Below are 25341 nucleotides of genomic sequence, written 5' to 3' on the forward strand. Positions count from 1 at the left end.
GGAAGTGCGGCAACGCATGAAGCTTACCAGTACTAATCGTTCGATTGGCTTGATCGTTCCCATTGCTCATGCTCATCTTCCAGATGAGCGACGTGTTCAAATCAAAGAGGTGGCATCACCACCTCACCAGCTTCTCATTCGCTTTGCGCCAAGCTAGGCGCAAATCTTGCGCTTTGCCGACCTGGTGGTTCTGGCGGGGTGGCTGCACCCGTTCCCATTCCGAACACGGCCGTGAAACGCCCCAGCGCCGATGGTACTTCGTCTTAAGACGCGGGAGAGTAGGTCGCTGCCAGGTCTGCAAAGCGCAAGATAAAACCCGAAAACAACGATCTTCTTCTCTTCATGCCTCGGCCCAGCCGAACACGGGCCGCCCACAAGCGGCCCTTTTGTTTTGTTAGGCTGAAAACAAGAAGTGCGTCCCTTACACGAGACAAATCGCTTCGCAATTTGCTCGGCACAGACCATAAATCCCAAAGGGATTTACGCTTGGCGCGGGGTGGAGCAGCCCGGTAGCTCGTCAGGCTCATAACCTGAAGGCCGCAGGTTCAAATCCTGCCCCCGCAACCAAATCATAAAAGCCCGTCAGACCAAGAGGTCGGCGGGCTTTTCTGCGTTCGGGCCTAACCAGACAACGCTAACCGGAAAAGGCCAGGAAAACAGGAACCTTGCATGCGGAGTCAGATTTGATGGCGGGCCTCGCTGGCGAGATGTTCGGCGAGTCTGATGGCCAAGGCAACGGCGGGAAGCGTGGGGTTCGCTTGTCCGGACGTAGCGAAAACGGAGCTACCGGCGATATGGAGGTTAGCGATGTCGATGACGCGACAGTTGTGGTTGACGACGGCGTGGTTGCGGTCCACGCCCATCCTGGTCAACCCGATCTGATGGTAGCCGTCTTTGGCTTGCGCGGCGATATGCTCTTCGAGGTTTTCGGGGGCTGCGTCGAACATCAGCTTGCCTATCTTGCGCTCCTTGAGCCAGCGATCCAAGGCGAAATGTGATTGGAGCGTCCCGCGAAAATCCTGAGGCAGATATCGGAACGAGACGTCGAGCTTGAACTGGCCGTCCGCATCCTGCTCTGGCTTGAGGAAGGCGCGGCTTGAACTGCTTGGAATTTGTTCGCCATGGTAGCGAAGGCCGTATTTCATGTCTGGCCTGCGCAGCAGAACATATGGTTCGGCCAAGCTGAATTTTTGGCGAAGCAGCCCCAGCGCCGAAGAGGTCGCGCTAAGGGGATTGCGCAATGCAGTATGCAGCGCATTATTGTAACGGAGTCGGTCGGCTTGGCCCCATGTCGCCTTGTGGACGAAGGACTTCCGACTGTTCCAGAGATATAGCAGCGAGAGGGCCGCATCGGCCTCGCCGACAGCGGCCCTCCGATTTGTCGGCCAAAAAGCGATGTTCGGCAGTTCGAGTGCCCGTTGCAATTGGGGGGCGGGTTGAAACCGGTTGCACACGAAGGTTCCGGTGGATGTGCGTTTAAAAAGATACCGTTCTGCTTGCTCTTTGGTGGCGAATTCGATCTGCGCGATCTGTCCAGCGAGATGTCCCATGTAGAAGCGCCCGAGAGGCCCATCGCTTCCGCCGAACAATTGCGGAAACGCCAGCTGGAGGTTCAGCAGGAGCCGGGTATTACCTCTGCCGCCACAGGCCAGCACATATTGGTCGGCGCACACCTTGTACGAACCACCGCGGCAGGCAATCGACATGGAATGTACTCGCGCCTCAACCGGATCGAACGCCAGAGCTTTGATCCTCGCGTCCAGGGCGACGAAGAGGTTCTTCGAAGAAGCGAGCTCGGCGCTGTTGGCCTTCGCTGTGTTGCGCATACGTGTCCAGCTTTCCCGGGATGATGGGAAATCTGTCTCCGGTTCCGGCTCCGATCGCTCGCCGGCGACATTGCTGCTCAAAAGAGCCCGCGCCCGCTGATAAAAAGGCGAAATCTTTTCGTGAGCAATAGGCCAACCGGAGTGTGCTACATAATCTCTTACTTCGAAGTCTATATCATCCAGCTCAACGCATTGCCCACCCCATCGTTCGGACGTGCCGCCAAGCCGGTGGCCGAGGTATGTCGGTCCGCAGCGTGATAAATATCGTCTTCTATGTCGAAGCCTGTATCGTTTCGTTGGGGTCGTTTCGATCGTTTCGACCCGGCTTCGATAAGCAGCGTTCGCATGCCGCGCCTGCTCAATTCCAGCGCAGCGGCAATACCGACGGGGCCAGCGCCCCCGACACACACGTCGAACGCCTGTTGAAAGATCTCGAAGTCCGCAAACATCTATCCCCCCGCTTTTGAACAGCGCCCTCTTGGCCGCCTTCGCAATCACCCTTCCGTCCCCTTGTGGCACTGCGGATCAGTCTTGGCGCGATCGCTAGCGGATAGAAGATGGAGGCGCCAACTTGTCGCAGCACGCTAGTGTTTCACTATTCGCAGGACAATTTCGCCAAAAGCAGGATAAATTTTGCTCGTCACCGGATCAAAAGGATTAGTGGCACTTCGCTGAAAAACTAAGGTGTCATGGTTTCCGCTCACCTGCCGCTGGACCGGCTTCGGGCCTTTGAAGCCGCCGCGCGGCTCGGCAGTTTTGCCGGAGCCGGGGCCAAGCCGAATGTCACGCCGTCCGCCGTCTTGCAGCACATCCGGGGCTGAAGGCTGGCTCGGCAGGCGCTGACGCTCGTCGAGCAATCGATCGTCGTGGGTTGATGCGCCGTGCCTCGGATAAAGTCGGAGGAATGCCGTGAAAGCCGGCCGGACGGATCAGGAAATCAAATGCCCGGAAATCGATGCCGGGCTTCGTGCGCGCGGCGTAGAGGCTGATGCGCGAGGTGGCTGACGCCGACCTCCTGCTCGTGTGCTACACGCCGATCACCGCCCACGTCATCGCTGCGGCTATGCGCCTCAAGGTGCGGCGAAGACATCGATATTCATAAGGCCCGCAACCAGGCAAAAGGCGCAACACAAATTGCACCGCTGAGCTCCGTCACCCTGCTGCTTTACTGGCTCGAAAGAGTTGGGAGCGGAAAACCCGTCGGCCCGCGCGACGATGGGCAGCAAAGCTGGCGGGCTAACCGGTGCATTGCTCGTCAGCATGACCCGCTTTGCATGACCGTCGACAACACACCGACGTTTGCCAAGCGCCTGCCGGCTGGTAGAAATTGAGGATCAAGATTCGCGATCACAGGCTGTTTGCGACTGCGGGCGAAAATCTACCTTCGAAACGACATTGATGAGGCGAGCGTAAATCTATGAAAACATTCAGCCTGGGAACAACCGATCTCTCGGTTTCATCTGCGGTTCTCGGCCTGATGCGCATCGGTGACCTCAGTGATGACGCCATTTCGCGGCTCTATGGCAAGGCGCGCGACGTCGGCATCAACGTCTTTGATCACGCCGATATCTACGGCGGCGAGTTGCATGCCTGCGAGCGCCGCTTCGGCGATGCCCTCCAGTTGAAGCCTGCTGAGCGCGAACAGATCGTCATCCAGAGCAAATGCGGGATCCGGCGCGGTTATTTCGACTTCTCCCGTGACCATATCCTCCAGTCCGTCGATCGCTCGCTTGCGGCGCTGAAGACTGACTATCTCGATCTCCTTCTGCTACATCGTCCCGATGCGCTGGTGGAGCCGGAGGAAGTCGCCGACGCCTTCGACCGGCTGCAGGCGGCGGGCAAGGTCCGGCATTTCGGCGTTTCGAACCATACGCCGCGGCAGATCGATCTGCTGAAGACCGCCATTCGTCAGCCGCTCGTCGCCAACCAGATCCAGCTCAGCATTGCGCACGCTCCGTCGGTTGCCTTCGGCATGGCCGCCAACATGGCTGGACTGGAGCAGTCGATCGACCGCGACGGGGAGGTCGTTGTCTATTCGCGCATCAACCGGATGACCTTGCAGGCCTGGTCGCCCTTCCAGCAGGGCTTCTTTGGCGGCGTCTTCCTCGGTGACGAAGAGAACTTCCCGGAACTCAACCGGGTGCTCGACGAACTCTCCGGCAAGTACGCGGTGTCGCCATCGGCGATCGCCTATGCCTGGATTGCCCGTCATCCGGCCAACATTCAGGTGGTGCTCGGAACGACCAGCCCCGAGCGACTGGCCGACATCGCCCCCGGCGCGGATATCACGCTGTCGCGCGAGGACTGGTACCGCCTCTTCACTGCGGCGGGGCATGTGCTGCCCTGATTTCTGCTTTGACGTAGCCATAAAGACAAAAGGCCCGCTCGATGTGAGCGGGCCCTTTGCTTTCGATGCTTCGCGTCGCGCGCAGTCGATCAGCTCCGCGGCTTCAGGTTCTCCGGGTCGTAGAGCGGCTTGTAGCCGACGCTGGCAACTTCGACGGGGTAGCTCTCGGCGAAGTATTCGACGTTCAGCTTGCGGCCGACCTGGCAGTGGGACCAAGGCAGATAGGCAAGCGCGATGTTCTTCCCGATCGTGGGCCCAAAGGCGATCGAAGTGGTGTAGGAGCGGCGGCCTAGTTCGTCGACCAGCACCGCGCCGGTTTCCGGGTCCATGACCGGCAGGCTACCGACCGGGTAGCGCTTGACGCCGTTCTTGTCGGTGTTTTCGGTGAGAATGAGCGTGCACAGCATGGCCGGCTGGTGCTCGCGGGCCTTATATTCGAGATGCTTGGCCTTGCCGCGGAAATCCACGTCCTTCACCTTCGGGCGAGCCAGATCCGCCTCGATGAGGTTGTACTGGGTCAGGAGATCGGCGTTCTGCAGGCGCAGGCTCTTTTCCATGCGACGTGAGTTTGCATAGGTTTCTACGCCGAAGGCCATGACGCCGGTTGCGCGCAGTGCGTCCCAGACGGCAAGGCCGTCTTCGTACTTCATGTGCAGTTCCCAGCCCTGCTCACCGACATAGGAGATGCGGAAGGCGGTGACCTTCTTGCCGGCGATCTCGATCGGCTTGATCGCGGCGAAGGCAAAGTTCTCGAGTTCGAGGCCCGCGGGATCGGCAACGACCTTTTGCAGCGTCTGGCGGGCGTTGGGCCCCCAGATGCCGATGGTGATGAACTTCTCCGAGACGTCGGTGATGGTGACATCGAGGCCGCGGTCTTCGGCGACGCGTCGCATGTAGTGGAAGTCGCGCGGACCGGCATCGGCGCCGTTCACGAGACGGCAGCGGTCTTCCATGCGGAAGACCGTGAAGTCGGCGCGCACCATGCCCTCGTCATCGAGGAAGTGGGTGTAGATGCCCTTGCCGATATTGCCGTCGCCGCCGATCTTGGCGGCGCACAGCCACTCGAGCAGCGCGACATGGTCGGGCCCTGAGATGTCGACCATGTGGAAGTGCGAGAGGTTGACGATACCGCAATCGTCGCTCATCGCCAGATGTTCGGCGTTGGACACGCGCCAGAAATGGCGGCTGTCCCATTCGTTCTCGCGCACGGGAACGCGGTCGCCGTATTTTTCGAGCAGATGTTCGTTGGCGGCGTAGCCGTGCGCGCGCTCCCAACCGCCCAGTTCCATGAAGTAGCCGCCAAGTTCCTTCTCGCGCTCATAAAAGGGCGAGCGCTTGACTTTGCGTCCGGTCCCATAGGGTTCGCGCGTGTGCACAGCTGGATAGTAGATCTTCTGCGCCGCCTCGAAGCAGCGACCCTCGATAAACTTCTCCTCAAGCTGGTGCGGATAGAAGCGCGAATAGTCGATCGAGTTATGGTCGATCTCGGTGCGCCCGTCCGTCATCCAGTCGGCAATCAGCTTGCCGTAGCCGGGGCCATCCTTCACCCAGATGGCGACGCAGTACCAGAGGCCGCGCACTTTCTGGCTCTCGCCGCAGGACGGGCCGCCGGCGGCCGAAACCTGCAAGAGGCCGTTAAAGGAATGGCCTTCATTGTAGCCGAGTTCGCCGAGGATCGGTGTCAGTTCCATGGCGCGCTCAAGCGGCTCGATAATCTGTTCCATATCGAGGTCGCGCTGCGAGGGCGACAGGCGCGCCTCGTGCTTTTCAAGAATGTTACGCGGATGGCAGAGACGGGGATTGGTGGTCTCATAATAGCCCCACTCGATCTGGCCGCCTTCGGTGGTCTTCGGGTCGCCGGTGTCGCGCATATAGGCGGAGTTGCCCTGGTCGCGCAAAAGCGGAAAGCCGATTTCCTTGCCGGTGCCTTCGAATTCATTGTACGGGCCGAAGAAGGTGAGCGGATGGTCGACCGGCATGACCGGCAGATCCTCTCCCACCATTTCGGCGATCAGACGGCCCCAGATACCGGCGCAGACGACGACATGGTCGGCCATGATCGTTCCGCGATGGGTTACGACGCCCTTGATGCGGCCGTTCTCGACGATGAGTGACGTTGCCGGTGTGTTGCCGAAGATCTGCAGCTTGCCGGATTTCTCCGCCGCATCGACCAGCTTGCCGGCAACCGTCTGCGAGCGCGGGATGACGAGGCCGGCATCCGGGTCGAACATGCCGCCCATGACCTGATCTTCCTCGATCAGCGGGAACATCGCCTTGATTTCAGCCGGTGAGACATAGTGTGCGCGGGTGCCGAAGGCTTTGGCCGAGGAAAGCTTGCGCTTGATTTCTTCCATCCAGACATCGTCGCCGGTGCGTACGACTTCCAGGCCGCCGATGCGGGCGTAGTGCCCCATCTTCTCGAAGAAATCGATCGAATACTGCGTCGTCCAGACCGAAAGATAATCGTGGCTGGTGGTGTAGCAGAAGTCCGACGCGTGCGCCGTCGAGCCGATATCGGTCGGGATGCCGGATTTGTCGATGCCGACGATGTCGTCCCAGCCGCGCTCGATCAGGTGATGCGCGATCGAGGCACCAACGATGCCACCCAGCCCGATGATTACGACCTTCGCCTTTTGCGGAAACTCTGCCATTGATTGCGACCCTGATTGAAACTGAAGCCGGATTTTAGGATTTGCGGCGCTGCGACTAGAGCCTGTCTACGACATAATTATCGTGCTGCACGACCAGAGCCTGCACGCTGCAAACAGGATTTCTCTATCACCTGTCCGTCGGCGACAAGGGCGCATCACTTCGCATGCAGGGATTTCCTCGTCGGCAGCCGTGACGCAGCACTGCCGCCGGACGGATCGCCCAGGTTGTCGGTCGTTCGGCAACGCTTGAAGACTTGCCCTTCCGAAAGGGCCGGGACCGGTTCCACGTCGGTCCAAACTCCCGCTTCGTTCAGAAATGGCGATATGGAAGCAGTGTTTCTGTTGGGGAAATTCCAAACTTTTCAGACAAATAGAGCGGTGGAGCCAGATTGCTGTTGACAATACACAACAGTCTTTGGCAAATGTCATCGCCGGCCGTGTTGGGTCGGCCGTCGCGGCATCCGAACTCGAAAGAGGTCCCGGTGCGCGGTCACGGAGCGTGCCCTGAAGCGCGCTGGGAGCCGTGGTCGCGCTGGCTTGCGAACGACCACGACGGAGGACGCGCTTTGGAATTTCGGGTTGATCGTCAGTTGGCCTTTTTGGCCGTCGTCAACGTCGCCGTGATGGTGGCGGGCGGCGTTTTGGTCGGTGCCAGCTTCCTCGATATCTACAATCTGCAATCTATGGCCGGCCAGGTCCCCGAGCTCGGCCTTCTGGCACTCGGCGTGATGCTGGCGATGATCTCCGGCAATGGCGGCATCGATCTTTCCGGCATCGCGCTTGCCAACCTGTCGGGTGTCGTCGCCTATCTCGTGTTGCGCGACACGGTTTCGCCTGACGATGCGCCACTCCTGTTCAGCTGGAGCTTTGCCGGCATTGCGCTGCTGGTCGGTCTCGCCGGCGGAATGCTCAACGGCTTCCTGATCGCGCGCGCCGGGCTGACGCCGATCATCGCCACGCTCGGCACGCAGCTGTTCTTTACCGGGCTTGCGATCGCCTTCACCAACGGGTCTGCACTTGGTCTCGGCTACATCGAACCGCTCGATGCGTTCGGCAACACCCCGGTTCTGGGTGTCCCCCTGTGCTTCGCACTCTTCCTGCTGATTGCGCTTATCCTCGGAGGCGTGCTTCGCTACAGCCCGTTCGGTCTGAGGCTGCTGCTGCTCGGCAACAACGCCAAGGCCGCGCGTTATGCCGGAATTGCGGAAAAGCGCATCCTGTTTCTGACCTATACCGCCTGCGGCGTACTCGCCTCGGTCGCCGGCATCGTGATTGCCGCGCGCACCTCCAGCGTGAAGTGGGACTACGGCAATTCCTACGTGCTGATCGCCATCCTCATTGCCGTCATGGCGGGCGTTCGCCCGGAGGGCGGGTATGGTCGGGTGATCTGCGTCGTTCTTTCGGCGACGTCGCTGCAGATCCTGTCGAGCCTGTTCAACTTCATGGACATCTCCAACTTCTTCCGCGACCTCGCCTGGGGCGTGCTGCTGCTCGTCTTTCTCGCGACATCGGGTTTCGACGCCAAGGCCTGGGCAAAGGCGTTGCGCGGCTGACCTTAAGTTCCAGGGCCGGCGAGACGCCTTCGCACGCCGGCCGATCTGTCAAAATTCGAAGGTTCTTTGGGAGGAATGCATGCTTGCCATTCGTAAATTCGCTGCCTGCGCCGTTGCGCTTGGAGCATTGACTGCAACCACGGCCGCCATTGCCGAGGAAAAGCCCAGCATCGTCACCGTGGTGAAGGTCACCGGCGAAAACTGGTTCACCCGCATGAACGAAGGCGTCGACGCCTATGGCAAGGAAAATCCCGGTGTCGCCACGAGCCAGGTCGGTCCGGGCAAGGCGGATGCCGCCCAGCAGGGTCGTCTGATCGAAGATCTGGTGGCCAAGAAGGTTGCCGCGATCGCCGTCGTGCCGATGGACGCGTCCGCTCTCGAAGGCGTGCTGAAGCGCGCCAGCCAGCGCGGCATCAAGGTGATCACCCATGAAGCCGACAACATGAAGAACACGCTCGTCGACATCGAAGCCTTCGACAACAAGGTTTTTGGCGCACGGTTCAATGAAAAGATCGCCGAGTGCATGGGCAAGTCCGGCAAGTGGACTTCGTTCGTCGGCTCGCTCGGTAGCCTGACCCACGTGCAGTGGGCCGATGGCGGCTCGGAAAATGCCAAGAAGTACCCGGAGATGGAGCTGGTTTCGGAAAAGAACGAATCCTTCAATGATGCCAATCGCGCCTATGAAAAGGCGCGCGAGATCCTGCGCAAATACCCTGACATCAAGGGCTTCCAGGGCGGTTCGGCGATCGACGTCATCGGCATCGGCCGCGCCGTCGAGGAAGCCGGCCTGCAGGACAAGACCTGCGTGTTCGGCATCGGCCTGCCGAAGGACACCGGCTCCTATCTGGAATCGGGCGCCGTCGACGGAATCAGCTTCTGGGATCCGAAGGATGCCGGCTACGTCATGAACAAGGTCGCCGACATGGTGTTGAAGGGCGAGGAGCTCAAGGACGGCATGGACCTCGGCGTTCCCGGTTACGAGAAGGTCACCGTCAAGAAGGGTGCCGGCGAAGGCGTGATCGTCGTTGGCCAGGCCTGGGTCGACGTCGACAAGTTGAACTACGCCAAGTACCCGTTCTGATCGGGTAGATGATGACGGCGATGCCGGGCTCGATCGTGAGCCCGGCATCGCCAGTCGAATGCCGCTATAGCGCTGCGTGTCAAACCGGATGCGCCAGGGGCGCTATAACGCTTCAAACCTGCTGCCTATCTTCTCGACGGATCGATTGTGATGTGAGGAGACGTTCAGCAGGCCTCGTTCTTTTTGGTCAGGACAGTGCCATGCAGCTCAAGCACGAAGCCGGCGCGCCGCCTCAAGGCGGCGAGATCGCGACAGCCGCAATCCCCTATCTGGAAATTCGCAACATCCAGAAAAGCTTCGGTGGCGTTCGCGCGCTGAAGGGGGTCAGTCTGTCGATCGAACCCGGGCAGATCTATCACCTGATGGGCGAGAACGGTTGCGGCAAGAGCACGCTCATCAAGATCATTTCCGGTGCACAGCCGGCGGACGCCGGCGAACTGCTCATCGACGGCAAGCCCGTCGGCCATCTGACGCCCGTTGCGGCTCTCGCGGCCGGCATCGAGACCGTCTACCAGGACTTTTCGCTGCTGCCCAACCTGTCCGTCGCCGAAAATGTCGGCTTGACGCAGCAATTGGTCGCCGCTTCCGGCAAACTTGCCCGGCGGCTTGATCTCAAACAGATGCGCCAGACGGCGGAACGCGCGCTTGCCGCCGTGAACCTGCCGACGAGCCGCGCCTTTCTGTCGACGCGCACCGATGAATTGCCGATGGCGACGCGCCAGTTGATCGCGATTGCCCGCGCCATCGCGTCTGATGCCCGCCTCGTCATCATGGACGAGCCGACGACGGCGCTGACGAAACACGAGGTCGACAATCTGATCGGCATCGTCACGCGCTTGCGCGCCAAGGGCGTTGCCGTCTTGTTCGTCACGCACAAGCTTGACGAGTGCAAGGAGATCGGCGGCCGCGCAGTCATCATGCGCGACGGCCAGAAGGTCGCCGAATGCGACATCGCCGATCACACCAAGGCCGAACTCGGCTTCTGGATGACCGGCAAGGTGCTGGACGAAACGCGTTATCGCTCCGCACCGAAGTTTGGCGAGGATCTGCTTTCCGTCGATGCGCTGTCGTTGAAGGGGGCTTTTGCCAACGTTTCCTTCTCCATGCGCGGGGGCGAGATCGTCGGCATCACCGGCCTTCTGGATTCGGGCCGCAATGAACTCGCCAGGGCAATTGCCGGCGTCGTGCCGGCCGATGCGGGGCGCATCCGCCTCGATGGCAAGGATGTGACGCCCCGCAAGCCTGCCGACGCCATCGAAGCCGGCATTGGCTACGTCCCCGAGGATCGGCTTTCGGAAGGTCTCTTTCTTGAAAAGCCGATCGAGGAGAACATCGTCGTGCCGGTGCTCGACCGCCTTCGCGGCGCCTTCGGCATCCTCGACGGTCGTCGCAGCCGCGAACTGGCGAAGCGCTCGGTCGAAGATCTGCAGGTCGTGACACCCGATGTCGCCAACCCGGTGCAGTCACTTTCCGGCGGCAACCAGCAGCGCGTGCTTATCGGCCGTTGGCTGACCATCAACCCAAAGCTTCTGGTGCTGCACGGCCCGACCGTCGGCGTCGATGTCGGATCCAAGGACACGATCTATCGGATCATCCAGCGCCTCGCGGACGAGGGCATGGGCGTCATCATCATCAGCGACGACCTGCTCGAACTGCTGCAGAACTGCGACCGGATCATGGTGATGCGCAAGGGCGAGGTGGTCGAAGCCTTCGAGGCCGAAACGCTCAAGGAAGAGGCGCTCTATCGCGCCCTGGTAGAAGAGACGACTGCGAGGACCCCGCAATGACCGACACGACATTCAACGGGGCAACCCCTGAAGGCAACGGCAAGGCGTCGCTTGCTTCGGCCTGGCGCTGGCTGCTGCGGCATCCGCCGGTCGTCACCTTCTCGCTGATCGTGCTCGTCTGCCTGGTGGTCGGGACGATCAATACGGACTTCTGGCAGATGTCGAACCTGTTCGACATCCTGCGCGCTTCCGTCGTTCGCGGGCTCTTTGCGCTCGGGGTTCTGGTGGTGCTGGCATCTGGCGGCATCGACGTTTCCTTCACCGCCATCGCCGCTTTCGTCATGTACACGGTGACCATGCTGGTCACCAACCTGCTGCCAGGGCTGCCTATGCCGGTGATCCTGCTGGTGGCGGCCGCAGGTGGCGCCTGTTTCGGGGCGCTCAACGGCCTGCTTGTCCACACGTTGCGCGCGCCGTCACTGATCGTGACGATCGGCACGCAATACGTCATTCGCAGCTTCCTGCTCACCTTCGTCGGCACCGCCCTGTTTATGAACATCCCGGGCTCGATGGAAGCGTTCGGCAAACTGGCGCTTTTCACCCATCAAAGCGCCAATGGTTCAATCTCGGTGTTGCCGGCCTTCGTGCTGGTGCTGGCCGTTGCGGCAGTCGTCACCTGGTGGATCCTCGAGCGCACGCTGATCGGTCGAGCGGTCTATGCCGTCGGTGGTAACCCCGGCATCGCGGAGCGTCTCGGCTACAATCTGCGCACCGTGCACATCTTCGTCTTTGCCTATGCCGGCCTGCTCGCCGGCATCGCGGGGATCATGCATGTCGCCAGCAACCGGCTTGCCAATCCGTTCGATCTTGCCGGTACCGAGCTCGAGATCATCGCAGCCGTCGTTCTCGGTGGTGCGCGTATTACCGGTGGCTCCGGCAGCGTGATCGGAACGCTGCTCGGCGTGGTGCTGATCACGCTGGTCAGCAACGTTCTCATCCTCGTCGGCATTCCGAGTACCTGGCAGCTCGCCATTATCGGCGTCTTCATCGTTCTCGCCGGCACCGTCTTTTCGCTTCGCGCAAGAGGCTAAGGGCGTTCGGCAATCATCCAGCGGTTACCATTTCAGCAGGGAAGGTTAAGTGCATGGCGCACGACGTATCTGTAATCGGATTGTATATTCTCGATATTCTCGGCCGTCCGGTGGACCGGATCCCGTCCGGCGGCAACGTCGAATTTATCGACGAGATCCGCCTGACCGTAGCCGGCACTGCCGGCGGCACGGTGGTTGACCTTGCCAAGCTCGGGCTGAACTGCCTGGCTGTCGGCGCGGTCGGGGATGACGAGAAGGCGGACTTCGTGCTCGCCACGCTCGACCGTTTCGGCATCGACCGCTCGGAGATGCAGCGCATTGCCGGCGTGCCGACATCCGCGAGCATTCTCAACATCCGCCGCAACGGCGAACGGCCGGCGCTGCACGTGCGCGGGGCCTCGGGCCATTTCGAGATCCCGGCCGATGCGCGCGAGCGGGTGCTGGCGCCGCCGATCGTCCATCTTGGCGGTACGGGGCTGCTCGATCGCCTCGACGGCGAACCGAGCCGCGTTCTGCTGGAGGAAGCCAAGCGCTTCGGTCGGACGACGACGTTCGATCTGCTGGGCGCCAACGACAACACGCTGTCGCTGATCCGACCGCTCTTCCCCTTTATCGATTACTTCATGCCTTCGGTCGAAGAAGCCATGCTGATTTCCGGCCAGAAGACCGCCGAAGATGCCGGCCGCTTCTTTGCCGATCTCGGCGTCAAGCACTGCATCTTCACGCTCGGCGGCGACGGCGTCTGCTTCCTCGATGCCGATGGCAAGAGCCTGCGTCTGCCGGCTTTCGAGATCGACGTGGTCGACACCACCGGCTGCGGCGATGCCTTCAATGCCGGCTTCATCGCCGGGCTGCATCACCGCATGGAGACGGAGACCGCCTTGAAGTTTGCTCAGGCGTCGGCCGCACTCGTGGCGACCGGACTCGGGTCGGATGCCGGCATCACCTCGTTTGAGGCGACCTGGGACTTCATGAACAATGCCCGCGTGAAGGCCAGCTGACGCCGGGTCCCGCAGAAAAGACCGTCCGCTGCCCGATCCGACATCGGGCAGCGGAGCTGTTACTGCAGCAGCAATTCCGCCGTGGCGATGTCGGTGACCAGATGGGTGGGATAGCCGCCCTTCAGCGTCGCCCGGATCGCCGTCAGCTTGCTGGCGCCACCGGCAACGCACAGGCGCCGAGGCACCTGGCTCAACTCGTTGAGCTCGATGCCGACCATGCGGTTGTCGAGATCGCCGCGCACCGGCCGTCCTTCGGCGTCGATGAAGCGGCAGATCAGCACTCCGACCGCGCCGCCGGCCTGGTAGGCGTCGATGTCCTCCTGGCCGGTGATGTTGGCCGAGCGGATCAACGTCTCGGGGCCGATGTCTCCGACGCCGAACAGGATGATGTTCGAGGAGTGGATCAGCTCGAACTGCTTGACCAGCACCTGTTCCGCCAGAAGGGCCCGCTTTAGCTCAGGCGTCGACAGCAGGGCCGGGGCAAGCAGATTGATGCAGCGGGCATGGATGCGGCGCGACATCAGCGAGGTGCAGAATTCAGGCGCGAAGTCCGGGTTGGCAATCGAGCTTCCTGAGACCTGCACGACCGTCAATCCCTCCACCGGCTCGGGCAGCGAGATGCTGTCGGCAACCGCCAGCACCGTGCGCCCCCAGGCAACGCCGATCGTGTCGCCCGGCTGCACCATATCGGCAAGCAGGCGCGCTCCGGCTTCACCGAGACGCTGCACCAGGTCGCTGTTGTCGACGGCCGGAATGACCAATGCCCCCTCGAGGCCAAACTTGTCCTTCAGGCGTCGCGCAATGCCGGTGCGGAAGCCGACTTCGGTGTTGAGCCGAATATTGACCAGCCCGCGCTCGCGGGCCTCCTGAAGGTAGTTGACGATCGTGGCCCGGGACACGCCGAGCATCTTGGCGATCTCGCTCTGGGTGAGCTGGTCGACATAATAGAGCCAGGCGGCCCAGACGACGCCATCGTCGAACTCCGCGGGCAGCGCTATGCCTTCGCCCACTCCCCGGTTCGCCCGCGTGCTATCCATCATCGTCTGCTCCCCTGGATTGTCATGGCTTCTCCTGAAGCGGAAAAAGTGTCCGCCGTCAAACAAATTTGCCATGCTTGTTGACAGATGACACTACATGGTGGCAATTGTCTCGGCGAAGGTTTTGGGAGACGCCGAGATGCAATGGACGACTATAGGCGCGTGCAAACGGGTTGGAAACGAACCAGTCGGCCGAGCGCTGCGTCCAGCCATTTTCGCCTCCGCAAACCCGCTGCAACTCACTCGCGACGTCGATTGCGGTTTCGGGCGCACTCAGCCCCGGACCGATGACGCAGCAGCGAGGCTTCGCCTGCAGGCCGCCGGCGGATAGGCCGCCCAGTGTCTTCACGGCGCGTGCAGGACGAACGATCGTCCTGCACGCGATCCGATGGAGGGCCGGCGACAGGACTTGATTTTCAAACCCCATAGGAAACGCTGCCAAGCGCGGGAAGACAGGAGACTTTGATGAAATCCAGATGGTCAGAAGCCGAATTCGCCCGTGTCGTCGACAGCTATGTCAATGCCGGCGTCAACCGGGACCTTGCGATCCGCACCTACACGACCCGGCTTCTCGGCTCGGATCCTGAGCTGGTGCTGCACGGCGGCGGCAATACCTCGGTCAAGACCACGTTTACGGAGATGGATGGGTCCGAAGTCGCTGTTCTGTGCGTCAAGGGCAGCGGTTGGGACATGGGCACGATCGAGCCGGCAGGCCTGCCTGCGGTCAGGCTGGAGCCGCTTCAGGCCATGGTCAAATTCCCTGTCCTCAGCGACGACGACATGGTGATGCTGCAGCGCCGGCTGCTCATCGATCCCGCCGCACCGAACCCGTCGGTCGAGGCGATCCTGCACGCCAACCTGCCGTTCCGGCACATCGACCATACCCATGCCAACGCCATCGTTTCGCTGACCAACCAGCCGCATGGTGAGGATCTGGTGCGCGAACTGTTCCCGGATTCCATCATCGTCCCCTACGTCATGCCCGGCTTCGATCTGGCCAAGGCCTGCGACGAGGCATTCCGCGCCAATCCGGGCGCCGACGGCATGATCCTCCTGAAGCACGGCATCTTCACCTGGTCGGAAGACCCGCGTGAATCCTATGAAAAGATGATCGCCGCCATCGACAAGGCCGAGCGCCGGATCGCCCGTGGCAACCCGCGTCCGTTCAAGGCCGTCGAGCAGGCGGCTTCGTTGGCAACGGCGGCAGAGATCGCGCCGGTCCTGCGCGGCGCTATCGCCATCGACAGCGGCATCGAAGGCTGCCCGCGCCGCTTCGTGCTCGAACATCGTTCGGGTCCAGAAGTTCTCGATTTCTGCAACGCCGAGAACGTTGCCGATCTGGTGCATCGCGGCAATGCGACGCCCGAGCATGTCATCCACATCAAGCGCTTCGGCGTGGCGCTGCCGGCACCCGTTGCCGGCGACATGGCCGCCTGGGCCGACAAGGTGCGGGAAGCCGTCGCGGCCTACAATGACGAGTATCGCGCCTACTTCGAGCGCAACAACGCCCGCGTCGGCGGTATCAAGCGCATGCTCGATCCGATGCCGCGCGTCTTTTACGTGGCGGGCGTCGGCCTGTTTGCAGCCGGCCCGTCGAAGAAGGCTGCCCGTGTCGGCGCCGATGTCGCCGAGGCGACGATCGCCGTCATCCGCAATGCCGAGGGAATCGAGAGCTTCGAGGCGCTTTCGGAAGAGGACCTCTTCGACATCGAATACTGGTCGCTGGAACAGGTGAAGCTGACGAAGCAGGCGGAGAAGCCCTTGAGCCGCCAGGTCGCCGTGATCACTGGTGGTGCCGGTGGCCTCGGACTGGCGATTGCCGAGGCGCTCCACGCCGAGGGCGCCGAGATCGCCCTGCTCGATCTTGCAGAGGATGCTTTGAAGAAGGAATCCGCTCGTCTTGGCGGCATCGGTCTCGTCTGCGATGTGACCAAGCCGGAGGCGGTCGACGCCGCCCTTGCCGACGTGGCGAGGCATTTCGGCGGTGTCGATATCGTCATCTCGAACGCCGGTGCCGCCTTCCAGGGCGCGTTGCTGGATGTGTCGGAGGAGGTCTTCCAGAAGGCCTTCGCGCTCAATTTCTGGGGGCATCATTACATCGCCCGCAGCGCCGTCAGGATCATGAAGGCCCAGAAGACCGGCGGCGCGCTGGTGTTCAATGTCTCGAAGCAGGCGGTCAATCCCGGTCCCGACTTCGGTCCCTACGGAACGTCGAAAGCGGCGCTGATGGCGCTGATGCGCCAGTACGCCGTCGAACACGGTGCCGACGGCATCACCTCGAACGCGGTCAATGCGGACCGCATCCGTACCGGCCTGATGACTGACCAGATGATCGAGGAGCGCAGCCAGGCCCGCGGCATTTCGCCGGAGAGCTACATGCGCGGCAACCTAGTCAAGCGTGAAGTCACGGCCCGGGATGTTGCGGCCGCCTTCGTCCACCTCGCCAAGGCGCGCACCAGCACCGGTGCGGTCCTCACGGTCGACGGCGGCAATGTCGGCGCGATGATGCGCTGAGTTTCAGGCATCGGACATTAGACCAAGCATGACAGCACCCAGCCCGGTAGGTCCAACCTTCCCGGGCTGGGTAAAACTGAACTCAAAGGGCGGTTGATCACCGTGATCGTTCTCTTTGACTCAGCTTTCCGACCGCCGCAGTGCCCTGGGGAACAACGATCCATGCACGGCTTGCAGGGGTGGGCTGAGGTCTTGGCGCTACTGCCGGCGGGGGTGATCGCCTATATTCCTCTCATCGAAGCGAACGAAGCGCCAAGGACTGGCAGCTGAGCTTCGAAAGCCCAAGGAAAGGGGATCATCATGAACGTAGCACGCTCTTTCAACAACTGGCTCAAGTACCGGCAGACGGTCTCCGAACTGGGCCGCATGTCCTCGCGTGAACTGCGCGACCTCGGCATCGAACGCGCCGACATCCAGAGCATTGCCCGGGGTGCCTACGGCCGCTAATCGCGCCTGAGACAATTGACCAATTCACGAAGCGCCCGCTTGGAAACAAGCGGGCGCTTTTGATTCCGGTTTACAGCTCGATGCATCGCTTGTGCTTTGCCCAGACTTGCTTTCGGAGCGCGTCGAGCCTGCGACGCTTGGCGCGTCGACGCGGCAGCCGCCCATCGGGTAGATCATCGACGATTGCAGGGAAACGATCGGCGCGTTGCGATAACTCAGCCCATGCGTCGCCGCGCCGGCAAAGGATGCCCATGACTGCGTTTACACGACACGATTCAGAGACGGCGCTGTTTCACAACTATTCGCTGGAGATTACCGGCAAGGATATCGGGCAAATCGAAGCTGCGAGGTCCGCTATTCCCGCCGGAACGCCGATCAACATCGCCTTCCTCGGAAACGAGACCCATGCGCAACGTATCGACGCGGCGGCACGGATCCGGCAATGGGGGTTCGAACCCGTCCCGATCATTTCATCCCGGCGGCTGAGATCGGTCGAGGACCGGGACGAACTGCTCGTCGGCCTGATCGTTGCTGCGCGTCCCACGCGTTTCATGTTCGTGGGCGGCGATCCGTCGTCACCCGCCGGTCCTTATGGAGACTCCCTCGATCTGATTGCCGGCGGCATCATCACAGACCACGACATTGTCCATGTCGGGATCGCGGGCTACCCCGAAGGTCACCCGAGGATCGACCGAGCGCGCCTGTGGGAAGCCCTCGAGCTGAAGATCGGGCTCTTGAAAGCCCGTGGCTGCACGGTGGAGATCACGACGCAATTCGGTTTCGACGCGGACGCAATCGTCGATTGGATCGCGCAGGTCAGAGGCAAGGGTATCGATGTACCTATCCGCATCGGCGTGCCTGGACCTGCCGACGTCAGACGGCTGTTGCGGTTCGCCACGCAATTCGGTGTGGCCTCGTCGGCGGCGATCGTCGGGAAGTATGGGTTCTCGCTGGCCAATCTCGTCAACAAGGTAGGGCCGGATTGTTTCATGACCCGTCTCGAAGACGGGATGAGGGGGCGTGATCTCGGCAAGGTCAGGCTTCATCTTTACCCCTTCGGCGGCATCGACGAGACGGTTGCCTGGGCGGCTGGCGTCGCTGGCCGGCACATGAACGGAATCGCACGTGTCCTCGACGAGACCCGATATCCTTGACGGGCCTGGAAGCCCATCAACCGGACGTTGCCGGAGGTGCGAATGCCGTCGCCTTGATCTCGACCAGCCCGCCGTCGGGATTGAGTTCGGCAACGGCAAGTTCGACCGCGGCGGGATAGGGCGCGGCAAAGAACTCGTCTCGCACCGCGGCGATCGCGGCCAGTTGGCCGGCCTTGTCCAGGGCCAGGCGGTCGCTTCCAAACACATGAAACATCTGGAGTTCGATAACGTCCTCGAGGCGCGCGTCACACGCATCGAGCAATCGTGCGATCAGCGTGAAAACGCGGCGCAGTTCGAGACGAAACCTTTCGGCGTCCATCGGTCTGGTGTCGTCGTTTGCGGCGACAATGCCGGAGAGATAGACGAAATCACCGGCGCGGCGGGCGGGCGCGTAGTGAAACTGATCCACATCCGCCTGAAATTCCTCCGGTATTACGACCTTTCCGGTCCGGGTGGGCACAGCGTTGACGGTCGTCTCAAAGGTCTGCATCGTCATCTCTCTCAATTCGTCGTGACTGCCGCAGCGGCAATCTGTCTTCATTGTTGCAGGGCGGTGAGGGACGGGCCGACAAGAGCTTCCAGCTCCGGCCGGCGCGCGCCATCACGCGCCTGCATGGAAATGGCCTGCATGATGGCGCCGTAGTAGCTGGCCAAGGTCGCTATGTCGGTGGTTTGCGGGAGATCGCCGTCTGCTACGCCGCGCTCGAGCCTTGCGCGCACGCGCTCCACGGTTTCTTTCCGCAGGCCCTTCAGCAGATCGTAGAGCGGCTCTGTTTCGGCTTGGCAGTTCATGACGCCGAGGATCAGCAAGCAGCCGTTCGATTGCGGAGCATTGAGCGCGACGTCGATACTGGCGAGAAGCATCGCGCGTATCGCCTGTTGCGCCGTTTCTCCGGTATTGAGCGCGCGCATCGAGCTCGATCCAGCGGTCTCGACGTAGAGGCTGACCGCCTCGCGAAACGCCTGTTCCTTCGAGCCGAATGCGGCGTAGAAGCTCGGCGGCGTGATGCCGATGGCCGCCGTCAGGTCGTTGAGTTGAGCGGCCTCGTACCCTTTTGCCCAAAATACATCCATGATTTTCTGAAGCGCAAGATCGCGGTCGAAACCACGCGGCCGTCCCCGGGTTGCCATGAACAGTCCTTTCTGTAGTCAGATTTATATAAATCGTCTGACCGCCTGCACAAGGCCGTCCCCGTATTTATGTAGCCGCGATTACAGAAAAGACCTCGCCCTCCATATTTGTTCAGCTATGGACAATCTTCGGTGCTTGATTACAGTCCTTCGAATGAGCGGGGAGCAGCAATAGCGGCGGTCTTCACCGGGCGATCGTGGCGGACAAGTCGCGCGAACAACGAGGGGCAGGCATGGAACAAAGCATCACTTTGGGCGCGCGAAACAACGCATGGCTCTATGCGCTGATTATCCTCCTCGCGGTTCTCGCCATTGCCGGCAGCCTGTTGGCCGGTGGCGATCAATCCGGTTGGCGATGGCTGCACTACCTCACGAAGCCGACGGCGACGCTGCTTTTGCTCGTCGCCGTCCTTCGCAACATCGCCCCTTCGTCTGGCGCCTATGGGAAGGCGATCGTCGTGGGGCTAGCCTTTGCGGCGGCTGGCGATTTCTTTCTGATGTTGCCGGGCGACTATTTTCTTGCCGGCCTCGTCTGTTTTCTCCTGACCCACTGCGCCTATATCTGGGCGCTCACGCGAGACAGCCGCTTTGCCGCGGACAAGAGGATGTTCGCGCTCTTCACCGTCATCGGCTTTGTCGTCATTGCCGGATTGTGGTCGTCCTTGCCGCCAGGCATGCGCGTTCCCGTCGTGATCTATGCGTTGGCGCTGGCGGCGATGGCAGCACAGGCGATTTCCCGCGACCGGCAGATTGCTATCGGCGCGCCGCAGAAATCCGCTGCGCGATCAGCGGCGCTCGGTGGGCTGTTCTTCATGGTCAGCGACACGCTGCTCGCTTACGGTCGGTTCCGCTGGAATATCCCCTATAATGCCGTCTGGGTACTCGGCACCTATTATGCCGCACAATGGCTCTTCGCCCGTTCGACCGAAGGCAATGCGCATGCACGATAGTCATACGCCTCAGCTACAGCAGAGCTTCGAGCGCTTGCGCGCCGCCTGGCTCGACCAACGTCCATCCTACGAGCAGCGCCGGGACGATCTGAAGCGCCTGCGCCGTCTCTTCCGCGAACGCCTCGACGAGATGTCGACGGCGGTCAGCGCCGATTTCGGCCATCGCTCCGTCCATGAAACGCTGCTTGGTGAGGGCAGCGTCGTGCTTTCGGAGATCGATCACACGCTCGCAAGGCTCAAGGCCTGGATGAAGCCCGAGCGCCGCGCGGCCGGATGGAAGCTGTGGCCGGCAAAGGCGCACGTCCGGTTCGTTCCTCTTGGTGTCGTCGGCGTCATTTCGCCGTGGAACTATCCGGTCAATCTGGCGCTGGCGCCACTGGTCGCGGCGATCGGTGCCGGCAACCATGTGCTGCTCAAGCCGTCCGAGCATACGCCGCGCACGTCGGAATTCTTGCGCAGGCTGATCGCCGACGTTTTCCCGCAGACGCGGGCGACGGTGGTGCTCGGCGGCGCCGACCTCTCGGCGGCCTTTTCCGCTTTGCCGTTCGACCATCTGTTCTTCACCGGTTCGACCGCCGTTGGTCGCAAGGTGATGGCGGCGGCCGCGCAGAATCTGACCCCGGTCACACTGGAGCTTGGCGGCAAATCCCCTGTGATCGTCGGGGAAAGCGCGGATTTAAGGCGTGCGGCGGACCGTATCGCGACAGGCAAGTTCTTCAACGCCGGCCAAACCTGCATCGCGCCGGACTATGTCCTGATCCACGAAAGCAAACGCGATGCTTTCGTCAGCCTGCTGAGGCAGCAGATCGGTGAGCGCTACGGGGCGGGCAACGGTTATCAGGATTATACCTCGATCATCAACGACGCCCAGCACGACCGTCTCGCCGGCCTTGTAAGCGATGCGCGGGCGCGCGGGCATGCGCTCATTCCGCTTCTGGAAATGAAACAGGCTTCGCCGTCGCGCGTTCGCCTGATGGAGCCCACCGTGGTCCTCGAGCCCACTCAAGATAGCGCGGTCATGCGCGAGGAGATTTTCGGGCCGATCCTGCCGGTGATCAGCTATCGCACCACGGACGAGGCGATCAACCATGTGCTCGGCCGCGATCGGCCGCTGGCGCTCTATTGCTTCAGCGCGGATGCGACCGAGATCGAGGCGATCCTCGCCCGCATCGTCGCGGGCGGCGTCTGTATCAACGACACGCTCTACCAGTTTGCCTGCAACGACATGCCGTTCGGCGGCGTCGGCGCGAGCGGCATGGGCCATTATCACGGTCGGGAAGGGTTCCTGACCTTCTCCAAGTCGATGCCGGTACTGAGGAAATATGATCCCGCACCGAGTGACTTGATCTCGCCGCCCTACAAGGGACTGACGGACAAGCTTGTTCGTTTCATCACGTGGATTCCCGGCCGCTGACGCAGCCTGAGGCCTGTCCGGCAGGTCTGTCGATCGGCCCTGACGGCGACTGTCATGCTAGAATTTCGCCATCGGCGTCGCTCGGACGGTTCTGCCTGGCGACGGTCACAGACCCAATGTCAGCGCGTCCCCTAGCTGTTGGATTCCACGGGAGAGGGTGCTCGTTTGAAGCTGGCCGCGGGCGAGCCGCCGGAAATTGGCCGGCGAAAGCAATCGAACGCTGTCAATCGCGGGCCCGAACCTCTAGGAAAAGCAAACGGCGATTGATGACTGCCGAATGATCGATTTTGTTGCGAGCACCCATTCATGACCACTCCCTCCGCACCTCGGCTGAACCCGTTGCACCTGCTGGCCGCCTTCGGCACGGGCGGGCTTCTGACGCTGATGGTTCATTTCAACGGAGAACTGGGCCGATACGGCAACGCACTGTTCTCGTCCTGGGCAGCGCACGGCACGGGGACAGTGGCGGCACTTGTGCTGCTCGCTATCCTCTATCCCTGGCGCGCGCGAAATGCAGGGGCGAAGCCGCATGCGCCGCTGTGGGCCTATCTTGGCGGGATTTCCGGCGCCATCACCGTCATGCTCACCTCGTTTGCGGTGAACTCGCCGCTTGCATTGTCCGGTACGCTTGCCCTGGGCCTGGCGGGCCAGGTGATCTTCAGCATCGTGGCGGATCGCTGGGGGCTCTTCGGCCTGCCGATGCGTCGTCCGGATCGTCGAGATCTGGCCGCCATGGTCCTGATCCTTGCCGGCAGTGCGCTCATTATCCTCTTCGGCAGGGGCAACGCATGACCCTGCCGATCCTTCTTGCCTGCCTCGCCGGAGTTCTGGTCGGCGTCAGCCGACAGGTCAATGGCCGGCTCAGCCTTTCGACGTCGCCGCTGATCGCGTCGTTCTGGAACCATATCGTCGGCTTCGTCGCCCTGAGCATTCTCGGCCTGTCTATTGGCGGCCTCATTCCCGAAGGGGCGGCGGACGCCCCCTGGCATGCCTATCTCGGCGGCTCGATCGGTGTGGTCTTCGTCGCTGCCGGAAGCTGGCTCATCGCGCGCATCGGTGCCGTCAATACCGCGCTGCTGGTGATCGGAGGGCAGATGGTCTCGGGCGTGGCGCTTGATGTGTTGCAGGGCGTCTCTGCGGGGCTTCTTGCCAGTGTGCTCGGCGTCGCGCTGATCCTTGCCGGCATGGCGCTGACCCAACGCCGCCGTTGAAAAGGCGACAGGCGCAGGCAAGCGTTATCGCCGCGTCAGTGGACAACCACCGCCGCCTCCGTCGTCATTTTGCTGATGGATGTGATTTGCTGACGGGGATGGGCGACAACCGCTTTGCCGATCATGCCTTGCGCAGGCCCTCGTTCGATCCCTGCGCAAGGCAATAGACCCAAGGTCCGCCGACGCCGATGGTGCCACCGATTTCGTGGCCTCAATAAGGCGTCCAGGTATGTGGCGCACGGCGGCGGCGCCGATGGCCAGCTGATCCCCAACTTATTCCCGAAAATGTGGACAGCCTTCATTCCGACGGAAAAGCACAGGCCCGAAAAAATAACGATGTCGGCGTCACATGTGCCTGCTGCCAATCGTCATCTGGGTATCGCGGCCAAACGCGTCCGTCTCAAGCCATGGTGATATCGAAAAATGACCCAGTTGACTTCGCTCCTCCTGATCAAAGCCGTCCTGCTTTCCGGGCTCGCGCTCTGGCTTGCAATTGTCGTGCTCAACAACGTCGTCGCGTTTCGCAACGGCGTCTTTTCGATTGGTTTGTTGATGCGCATGCAGCTCTTCGATCAGGAGCCCGCCATCCGCACGCCGCTGCTATCGCGCCGCGTCAATGGCGCCCTGTGGCATCGTGCGGTCTTCAGCTTCGTTCTGCTGCTGGAGGTGGCGACCATGCTGCTTCTGGCCGCAGCAGCGTTTATGTTTTTCGGCGCGCTCGTCGGCATATCGGCGGGTCCCACGGCTGTCATCTGGGCCAATCTCGCTTTCGCAGCCTTCATAGCCCTCAGCCTGGTCATGCTGATTGGCGGTGCCTGGTTTGCCTACTATATCCGCCAGGACACCCTGCAGATCACCCATTTCATCCTGATCGGGCTTGGCGTCGCCGGCACGCTGCTGGTGAACATGCCGGCTCAATAGAAAAGCTCACTTGGCGTGGCCAACCGTACCGGTCAACCACGTCGGGCCCGGCAGTTATCGCCAACGCGCATTGCTTTGGCAGGACACGCCGACAAGGACGCCGATAGCAAAGCCGATCAGTCCGGCGGTGCTGACAACCGTCGTCGCCGTGCCTGGATTGTCCTTCGCCGCTTCGACGACGCTCTGTCCCTGTGCACGCACGACACGCGCGGCCGAACGAACCCGCCCTCTCGCATCCTCCGCCAGATCGGCGGCGCTCTCGGCAGCCTCGCCAGCGCGTGCGGAGATCGATCGGGTCAGATCGGCAACCTGTGCCCGCAGTTCGGAGATCTGGTCTTCGACGGATCGCTGAATGTCATTGGCCATTTTTGCACCTCGTTTGTTATAGCAAGGGTGCAACGAAGAAGGGCGGCTTAAGTTCCGCGTGGGATTGCAAACGAGGCGACCGACGGTGCCGTGTTCACGAAGGAGCTACCTTCTAGGATGGCTTGAGTGTCTTGCTCATATTGGTGCCGGTCACGCGAAATCCTGTTGCCTCATAGACGTGCCGGGCGCGCGGGTTGTTCTCGGCGACACGCAACTTGATCTGCTCGAACCCTTTTGCCGAGAGTTCGACCTCAAGCGCAGCCATGGCGAGCTTTCCAAGGCCTTTTCCCTGATGATCGGGCAGAATATGGAAGTCGCTGATGAAGGCTGAGCGGCCCATTGCGTCCGGTCGATACCAGAGATAGCCGACATGCGCGGCACTTGCGCTTTCGATCAGGCACAGCAGGACGCTGCCTGGTGTATCGACGCCTTGCGGCAGATCCTCGGCGATCTCGCTCGTTGCCTGCGCCAGCGCGTCTGCAGCCGGGATCCCGTAGTTGGCGGCGATCTCCGCGGCATAGTCGGGAATGAAATAGGCGAGATATCCAGCGTACTCGCTCTCAAGCATCGGCCTGAATGAGATCATGGTTCCTTCGCATATCTGCAGAGTTCGGTGAGCAGTCCGGCTGCTGCCAGTCCGGCGGCACATGCTGTGGAAGGCCTTCTGCATGTCTCTTTAAATCGTATCCGGTTCAAGGGTAAAAACAGCCAGCAATTTCAGGTGCGACATTGACCTTCGTGCGTCCGTCAGGACGCGCGGCGCTGTAGTGAACGGCCACGTGGTCTCGTGGCAGCGAGGTAGACGTCAATCGCCCGCCCGACCCCATCCTAAAACTGATGGCGATCGCGTTCCCGGATCTTCTGCCAGACAAAGGCAGTCGAACGCAACAGATCTGTGCGGATTTTGATGAGGCAGCGG

The 25341-nt window shown here is 61.6% G+C and carries 23 protein-coding genes, 1 tRNA gene and 1 rRNA gene; 16 read left to right on the forward strand and 9 right to left on the reverse strand.

The window, feature by feature from the left end; genetic code table 11:
* Nucleotides 1-180: 180 nt before the first annotated feature.
* Both rrf and AC07UR_RS21130 read left to right on the forward strand, forming a co-directional pair.
* Nucleotides 181-295: ribosomal RNA gene (rrf, locus tag AC07UR_RS21125) — 5S ribosomal RNA — on the forward strand.
* Nucleotides 296-490: 195 nt separating this feature from the next.
* Nucleotides 491-567, forward strand: a tRNA-Met gene (locus AC07UR_RS21130).
* Nucleotides 568-677: 110 nt separating this feature from the next.
* Here the strand turns inward: AC07UR_RS21130 and AC07UR_RS21135 are convergent.
* From AC07UR_RS21135 to AC07UR_RS21145, 3 genes are all read right to left on the reverse strand, one after another.
* Nucleotides 678-1826: a GMC family oxidoreductase gene (locus AC07UR_RS21135; protein WP_209790262.1), complete on the reverse strand. Its 1149-nt coding sequence runs from the start codon at nucleotides 1824-1826 to the stop codon at nucleotides 678-680.
* A gap of 170 nt (nucleotides 1827-1996) precedes the next feature.
* Nucleotides 1997-2275, reverse strand: a complete 279-nt coding sequence (locus AC07UR_RS21140; RefSeq protein WP_209790261.1) for an FAD-dependent monooxygenase — start codon at nucleotides 2273-2275, stop codon at nucleotides 1997-1999.
* 135 nt (nucleotides 2276-2410) lie between these two features.
* On the reverse strand, nucleotides 2411-2683 hold the full coding sequence (locus tag AC07UR_RS21145) for a hypothetical protein (RefSeq protein ID WP_327795843.1): 273 nt from the start codon (nucleotides 2681-2683) through the stop codon (nucleotides 2411-2413).
* 560 nt (nucleotides 2684-3243) lie between these two features.
* On the opposite strand from AC07UR_RS21145, the gene AC07UR_RS21150 reads away from it, so the two are divergent.
* Nucleotides 3244-4173 (forward strand): aldo/keto reductase, encoded by a 930-nt coding sequence (locus tag AC07UR_RS21150; protein WP_209790259.1) that lies wholly within the window; start codon nucleotides 3244-3246, stop codon nucleotides 4171-4173.
* Between the two features lie 89 nt (nucleotides 4174-4262).
* On the opposite strand, the gene AC07UR_RS21155 is transcribed toward AC07UR_RS21150, so the two are convergent.
* Complete coding sequence (locus tag AC07UR_RS21155; protein WP_209790258.1) at nucleotides 4263-6824, reverse strand: GcvT family protein; 2562 nt, start codon at nucleotides 6822-6824, stop codon at nucleotides 4263-4265.
* A gap of 623 nt (nucleotides 6825-7447) precedes the next feature.
* Here AC07UR_RS21155 and AC07UR_RS21160 point away from each other — a divergent pair.
* From AC07UR_RS21160 to AC07UR_RS21180, 5 genes are all read left to right on the forward strand, one after another.
* Nucleotides 7448-8377, forward strand: coding sequence for an ABC transporter permease (locus AC07UR_RS21160; protein ID WP_234941816.1), 930 nt, complete (start codon nucleotides 7448-7450; stop codon nucleotides 8375-8377).
* Between the two features lie 79 nt (nucleotides 8378-8456).
* A complete protein-coding gene (locus AC07UR_RS21165; RefSeq protein ID WP_209790256.1) occupies nucleotides 8457-9458 on the forward strand; it encodes a substrate-binding domain-containing protein in 1002 nt (333 codons plus the stop codon).
* A gap of 200 nt (nucleotides 9459-9658) precedes the next feature.
* Complete coding sequence (locus tag AC07UR_RS21170) at nucleotides 9659-11245, forward strand: sugar ABC transporter ATP-binding protein (protein ID WP_209790255.1); 1587 nt, start codon at nucleotides 9659-9661, stop codon at nucleotides 11243-11245.
* Nucleotides 11242-12276 (forward strand): ABC transporter permease, encoded by a 1035-nt coding sequence (locus tag AC07UR_RS21175; protein WP_209790254.1) that lies wholly within the window; start codon nucleotides 11242-11244, stop codon nucleotides 12274-12276. The genes AC07UR_RS21170 and AC07UR_RS21175 overlap by 4 nt, the downstream gene beginning before the upstream one ends.
* 53 nt (nucleotides 12277-12329) lie before the next feature.
* Nucleotides 12330-13277 carry a carbohydrate kinase family protein gene (locus AC07UR_RS21180; RefSeq protein WP_209790253.1) on the forward strand — a complete coding sequence of 316 codons (948 nt, stop codon included), beginning with the start codon at nucleotides 12330-12332 and terminating at the stop codon, nucleotides 13275-13277.
* Nucleotides 13278-13336: 59 nt separating this feature from the next.
* Here the strand turns inward: AC07UR_RS21180 and AC07UR_RS21185 are convergent, their stop codons facing one another.
* On the reverse strand, nucleotides 13337-14317 hold the full coding sequence (locus AC07UR_RS21185) for a sugar-binding transcriptional regulator (RefSeq protein ID WP_234941782.1): 981 nt from the start codon (nucleotides 14315-14317) through the stop codon (nucleotides 13337-13339).
* Between the two features lie 462 nt (nucleotides 14318-14779).
* Between AC07UR_RS21185 and AC07UR_RS21190 the strand changes: the two genes are divergently transcribed.
* The 3 genes from AC07UR_RS21190 to AC07UR_RS21200 all read left to right on the forward strand — a co-directional run bounded on the left by AC07UR_RS21190 (nucleotide 14780) and on the right by AC07UR_RS21200 (nucleotide 18429).
* On the forward strand, nucleotides 14780-16828 hold the full coding sequence (locus AC07UR_RS21190; RefSeq protein ID WP_209790252.1) for a bifunctional aldolase/short-chain dehydrogenase: 2049 nt from the start codon (nucleotides 14780-14782) through the stop codon (nucleotides 16826-16828).
* Between the two features lie 300 nt (nucleotides 16829-17128).
* A complete protein-coding gene (locus AC07UR_RS21195) occupies nucleotides 17129-17275 on the forward strand; it encodes a DUF1127 domain-containing protein (RefSeq protein ID WP_173423414.1) in 147 nt (48 codons plus the stop codon).
* A gap of 251 nt (nucleotides 17276-17526) precedes the next feature.
* Nucleotides 17527-18429, forward strand: coding sequence for a methylenetetrahydrofolate reductase (locus AC07UR_RS21200; RefSeq protein ID WP_209790251.1), 903 nt, complete (start codon nucleotides 17527-17529; stop codon nucleotides 18427-18429).
* Between the two features lie 16 nt (nucleotides 18430-18445).
* Here AC07UR_RS21200 and AC07UR_RS21205 read toward each other — a convergent pair whose 3' ends face one another.
* Together AC07UR_RS21205 and AC07UR_RS21210 are read right to left on the reverse strand one after the other, a co-directional pair.
* The gene (locus AC07UR_RS21205; protein ID WP_209790250.1) at nucleotides 18446-18919 is read right to left on the reverse strand and encodes a Rid family hydrolase; all 474 of its coding nucleotides are present in this window, start codon (nucleotides 18917-18919) and stop codon (nucleotides 18446-18448) included.
* 47 nt (nucleotides 18920-18966) lie between these two features.
* Entirely contained in the window at nucleotides 18967-19560 is a 594-nt protein-coding gene (locus AC07UR_RS21210) for a TetR/AcrR family transcriptional regulator (RefSeq protein ID WP_209790249.1), read from the reverse strand.
* A 233-nt stretch (nucleotides 19561-19793) separates the two neighbouring features.
* Between AC07UR_RS21210 and AC07UR_RS21215 the strand changes: the two genes are divergently transcribed.
* The 5 genes from AC07UR_RS21215 (at nucleotide 19794) to AC07UR_RS21235 (ending at nucleotide 24056) form a co-directional block, all read left to right on the forward strand.
* Nucleotides 19794-20510 (forward strand): lysoplasmalogenase, encoded by a 717-nt coding sequence (locus AC07UR_RS21215; RefSeq protein ID WP_209790248.1) that lies wholly within the window; start codon nucleotides 19794-19796, stop codon nucleotides 20508-20510.
* Nucleotides 20494-21924, forward strand: coding sequence for a coniferyl aldehyde dehydrogenase (locus AC07UR_RS21220; RefSeq protein ID WP_234941780.1), 1431 nt, complete (start codon nucleotides 20494-20496; stop codon nucleotides 21922-21924). Before AC07UR_RS21215 ends, AC07UR_RS21220 begins: the two co-directional genes overlap by 17 nt.
* 306 nt (nucleotides 21925-22230) lie before the next feature.
* Nucleotides 22231-22716 (forward strand): DMT family transporter, encoded by a 486-nt coding sequence (locus tag AC07UR_RS21225; protein WP_209790246.1) that lies wholly within the window; start codon nucleotides 22231-22233, stop codon nucleotides 22714-22716.
* The gene (locus AC07UR_RS21230; RefSeq protein ID WP_209790245.1) at nucleotides 22713-23135 is read left to right on the forward strand and encodes a DMT family transporter; all 423 of its coding nucleotides are present in this window, start codon (nucleotides 22713-22715) and stop codon (nucleotides 23133-23135) included. Before AC07UR_RS21225 ends, AC07UR_RS21230 begins: the two co-directional genes overlap by 4 nt.
* A gap of 423 nt (nucleotides 23136-23558) precedes the next feature.
* The gene (locus AC07UR_RS21235; protein WP_209790244.1) at nucleotides 23559-24056 is read left to right on the forward strand and encodes a DUF2165 family protein; all 498 of its coding nucleotides are present in this window, start codon (nucleotides 23559-23561) and stop codon (nucleotides 24054-24056) included.
* A gap of 54 nt (nucleotides 24057-24110) precedes the next feature.
* Here AC07UR_RS21235 and AC07UR_RS21240 read toward each other — a convergent pair whose 3' ends face one another.
* Both AC07UR_RS21240 and AC07UR_RS21245 read right to left on the reverse strand, forming a co-directional pair.
* Complete coding sequence (locus tag AC07UR_RS21240; protein WP_173423405.1) at nucleotides 24111-24422, reverse strand: hypothetical protein; 312 nt, start codon at nucleotides 24420-24422, stop codon at nucleotides 24111-24113.
* A gap of 112 nt (nucleotides 24423-24534) precedes the next feature.
* The gene (locus AC07UR_RS21245; RefSeq protein WP_173423404.1) at nucleotides 24535-25008 is read right to left on the reverse strand and encodes a GNAT family N-acetyltransferase; all 474 of its coding nucleotides are present in this window, start codon (nucleotides 25006-25008) and stop codon (nucleotides 24535-24537) included.
* Nucleotides 25009-25341 lie beyond the last annotated feature (333 nt).

This window comes from Ensifer sp. GW821-FHT05G01, from assembly GCF_059419585.1.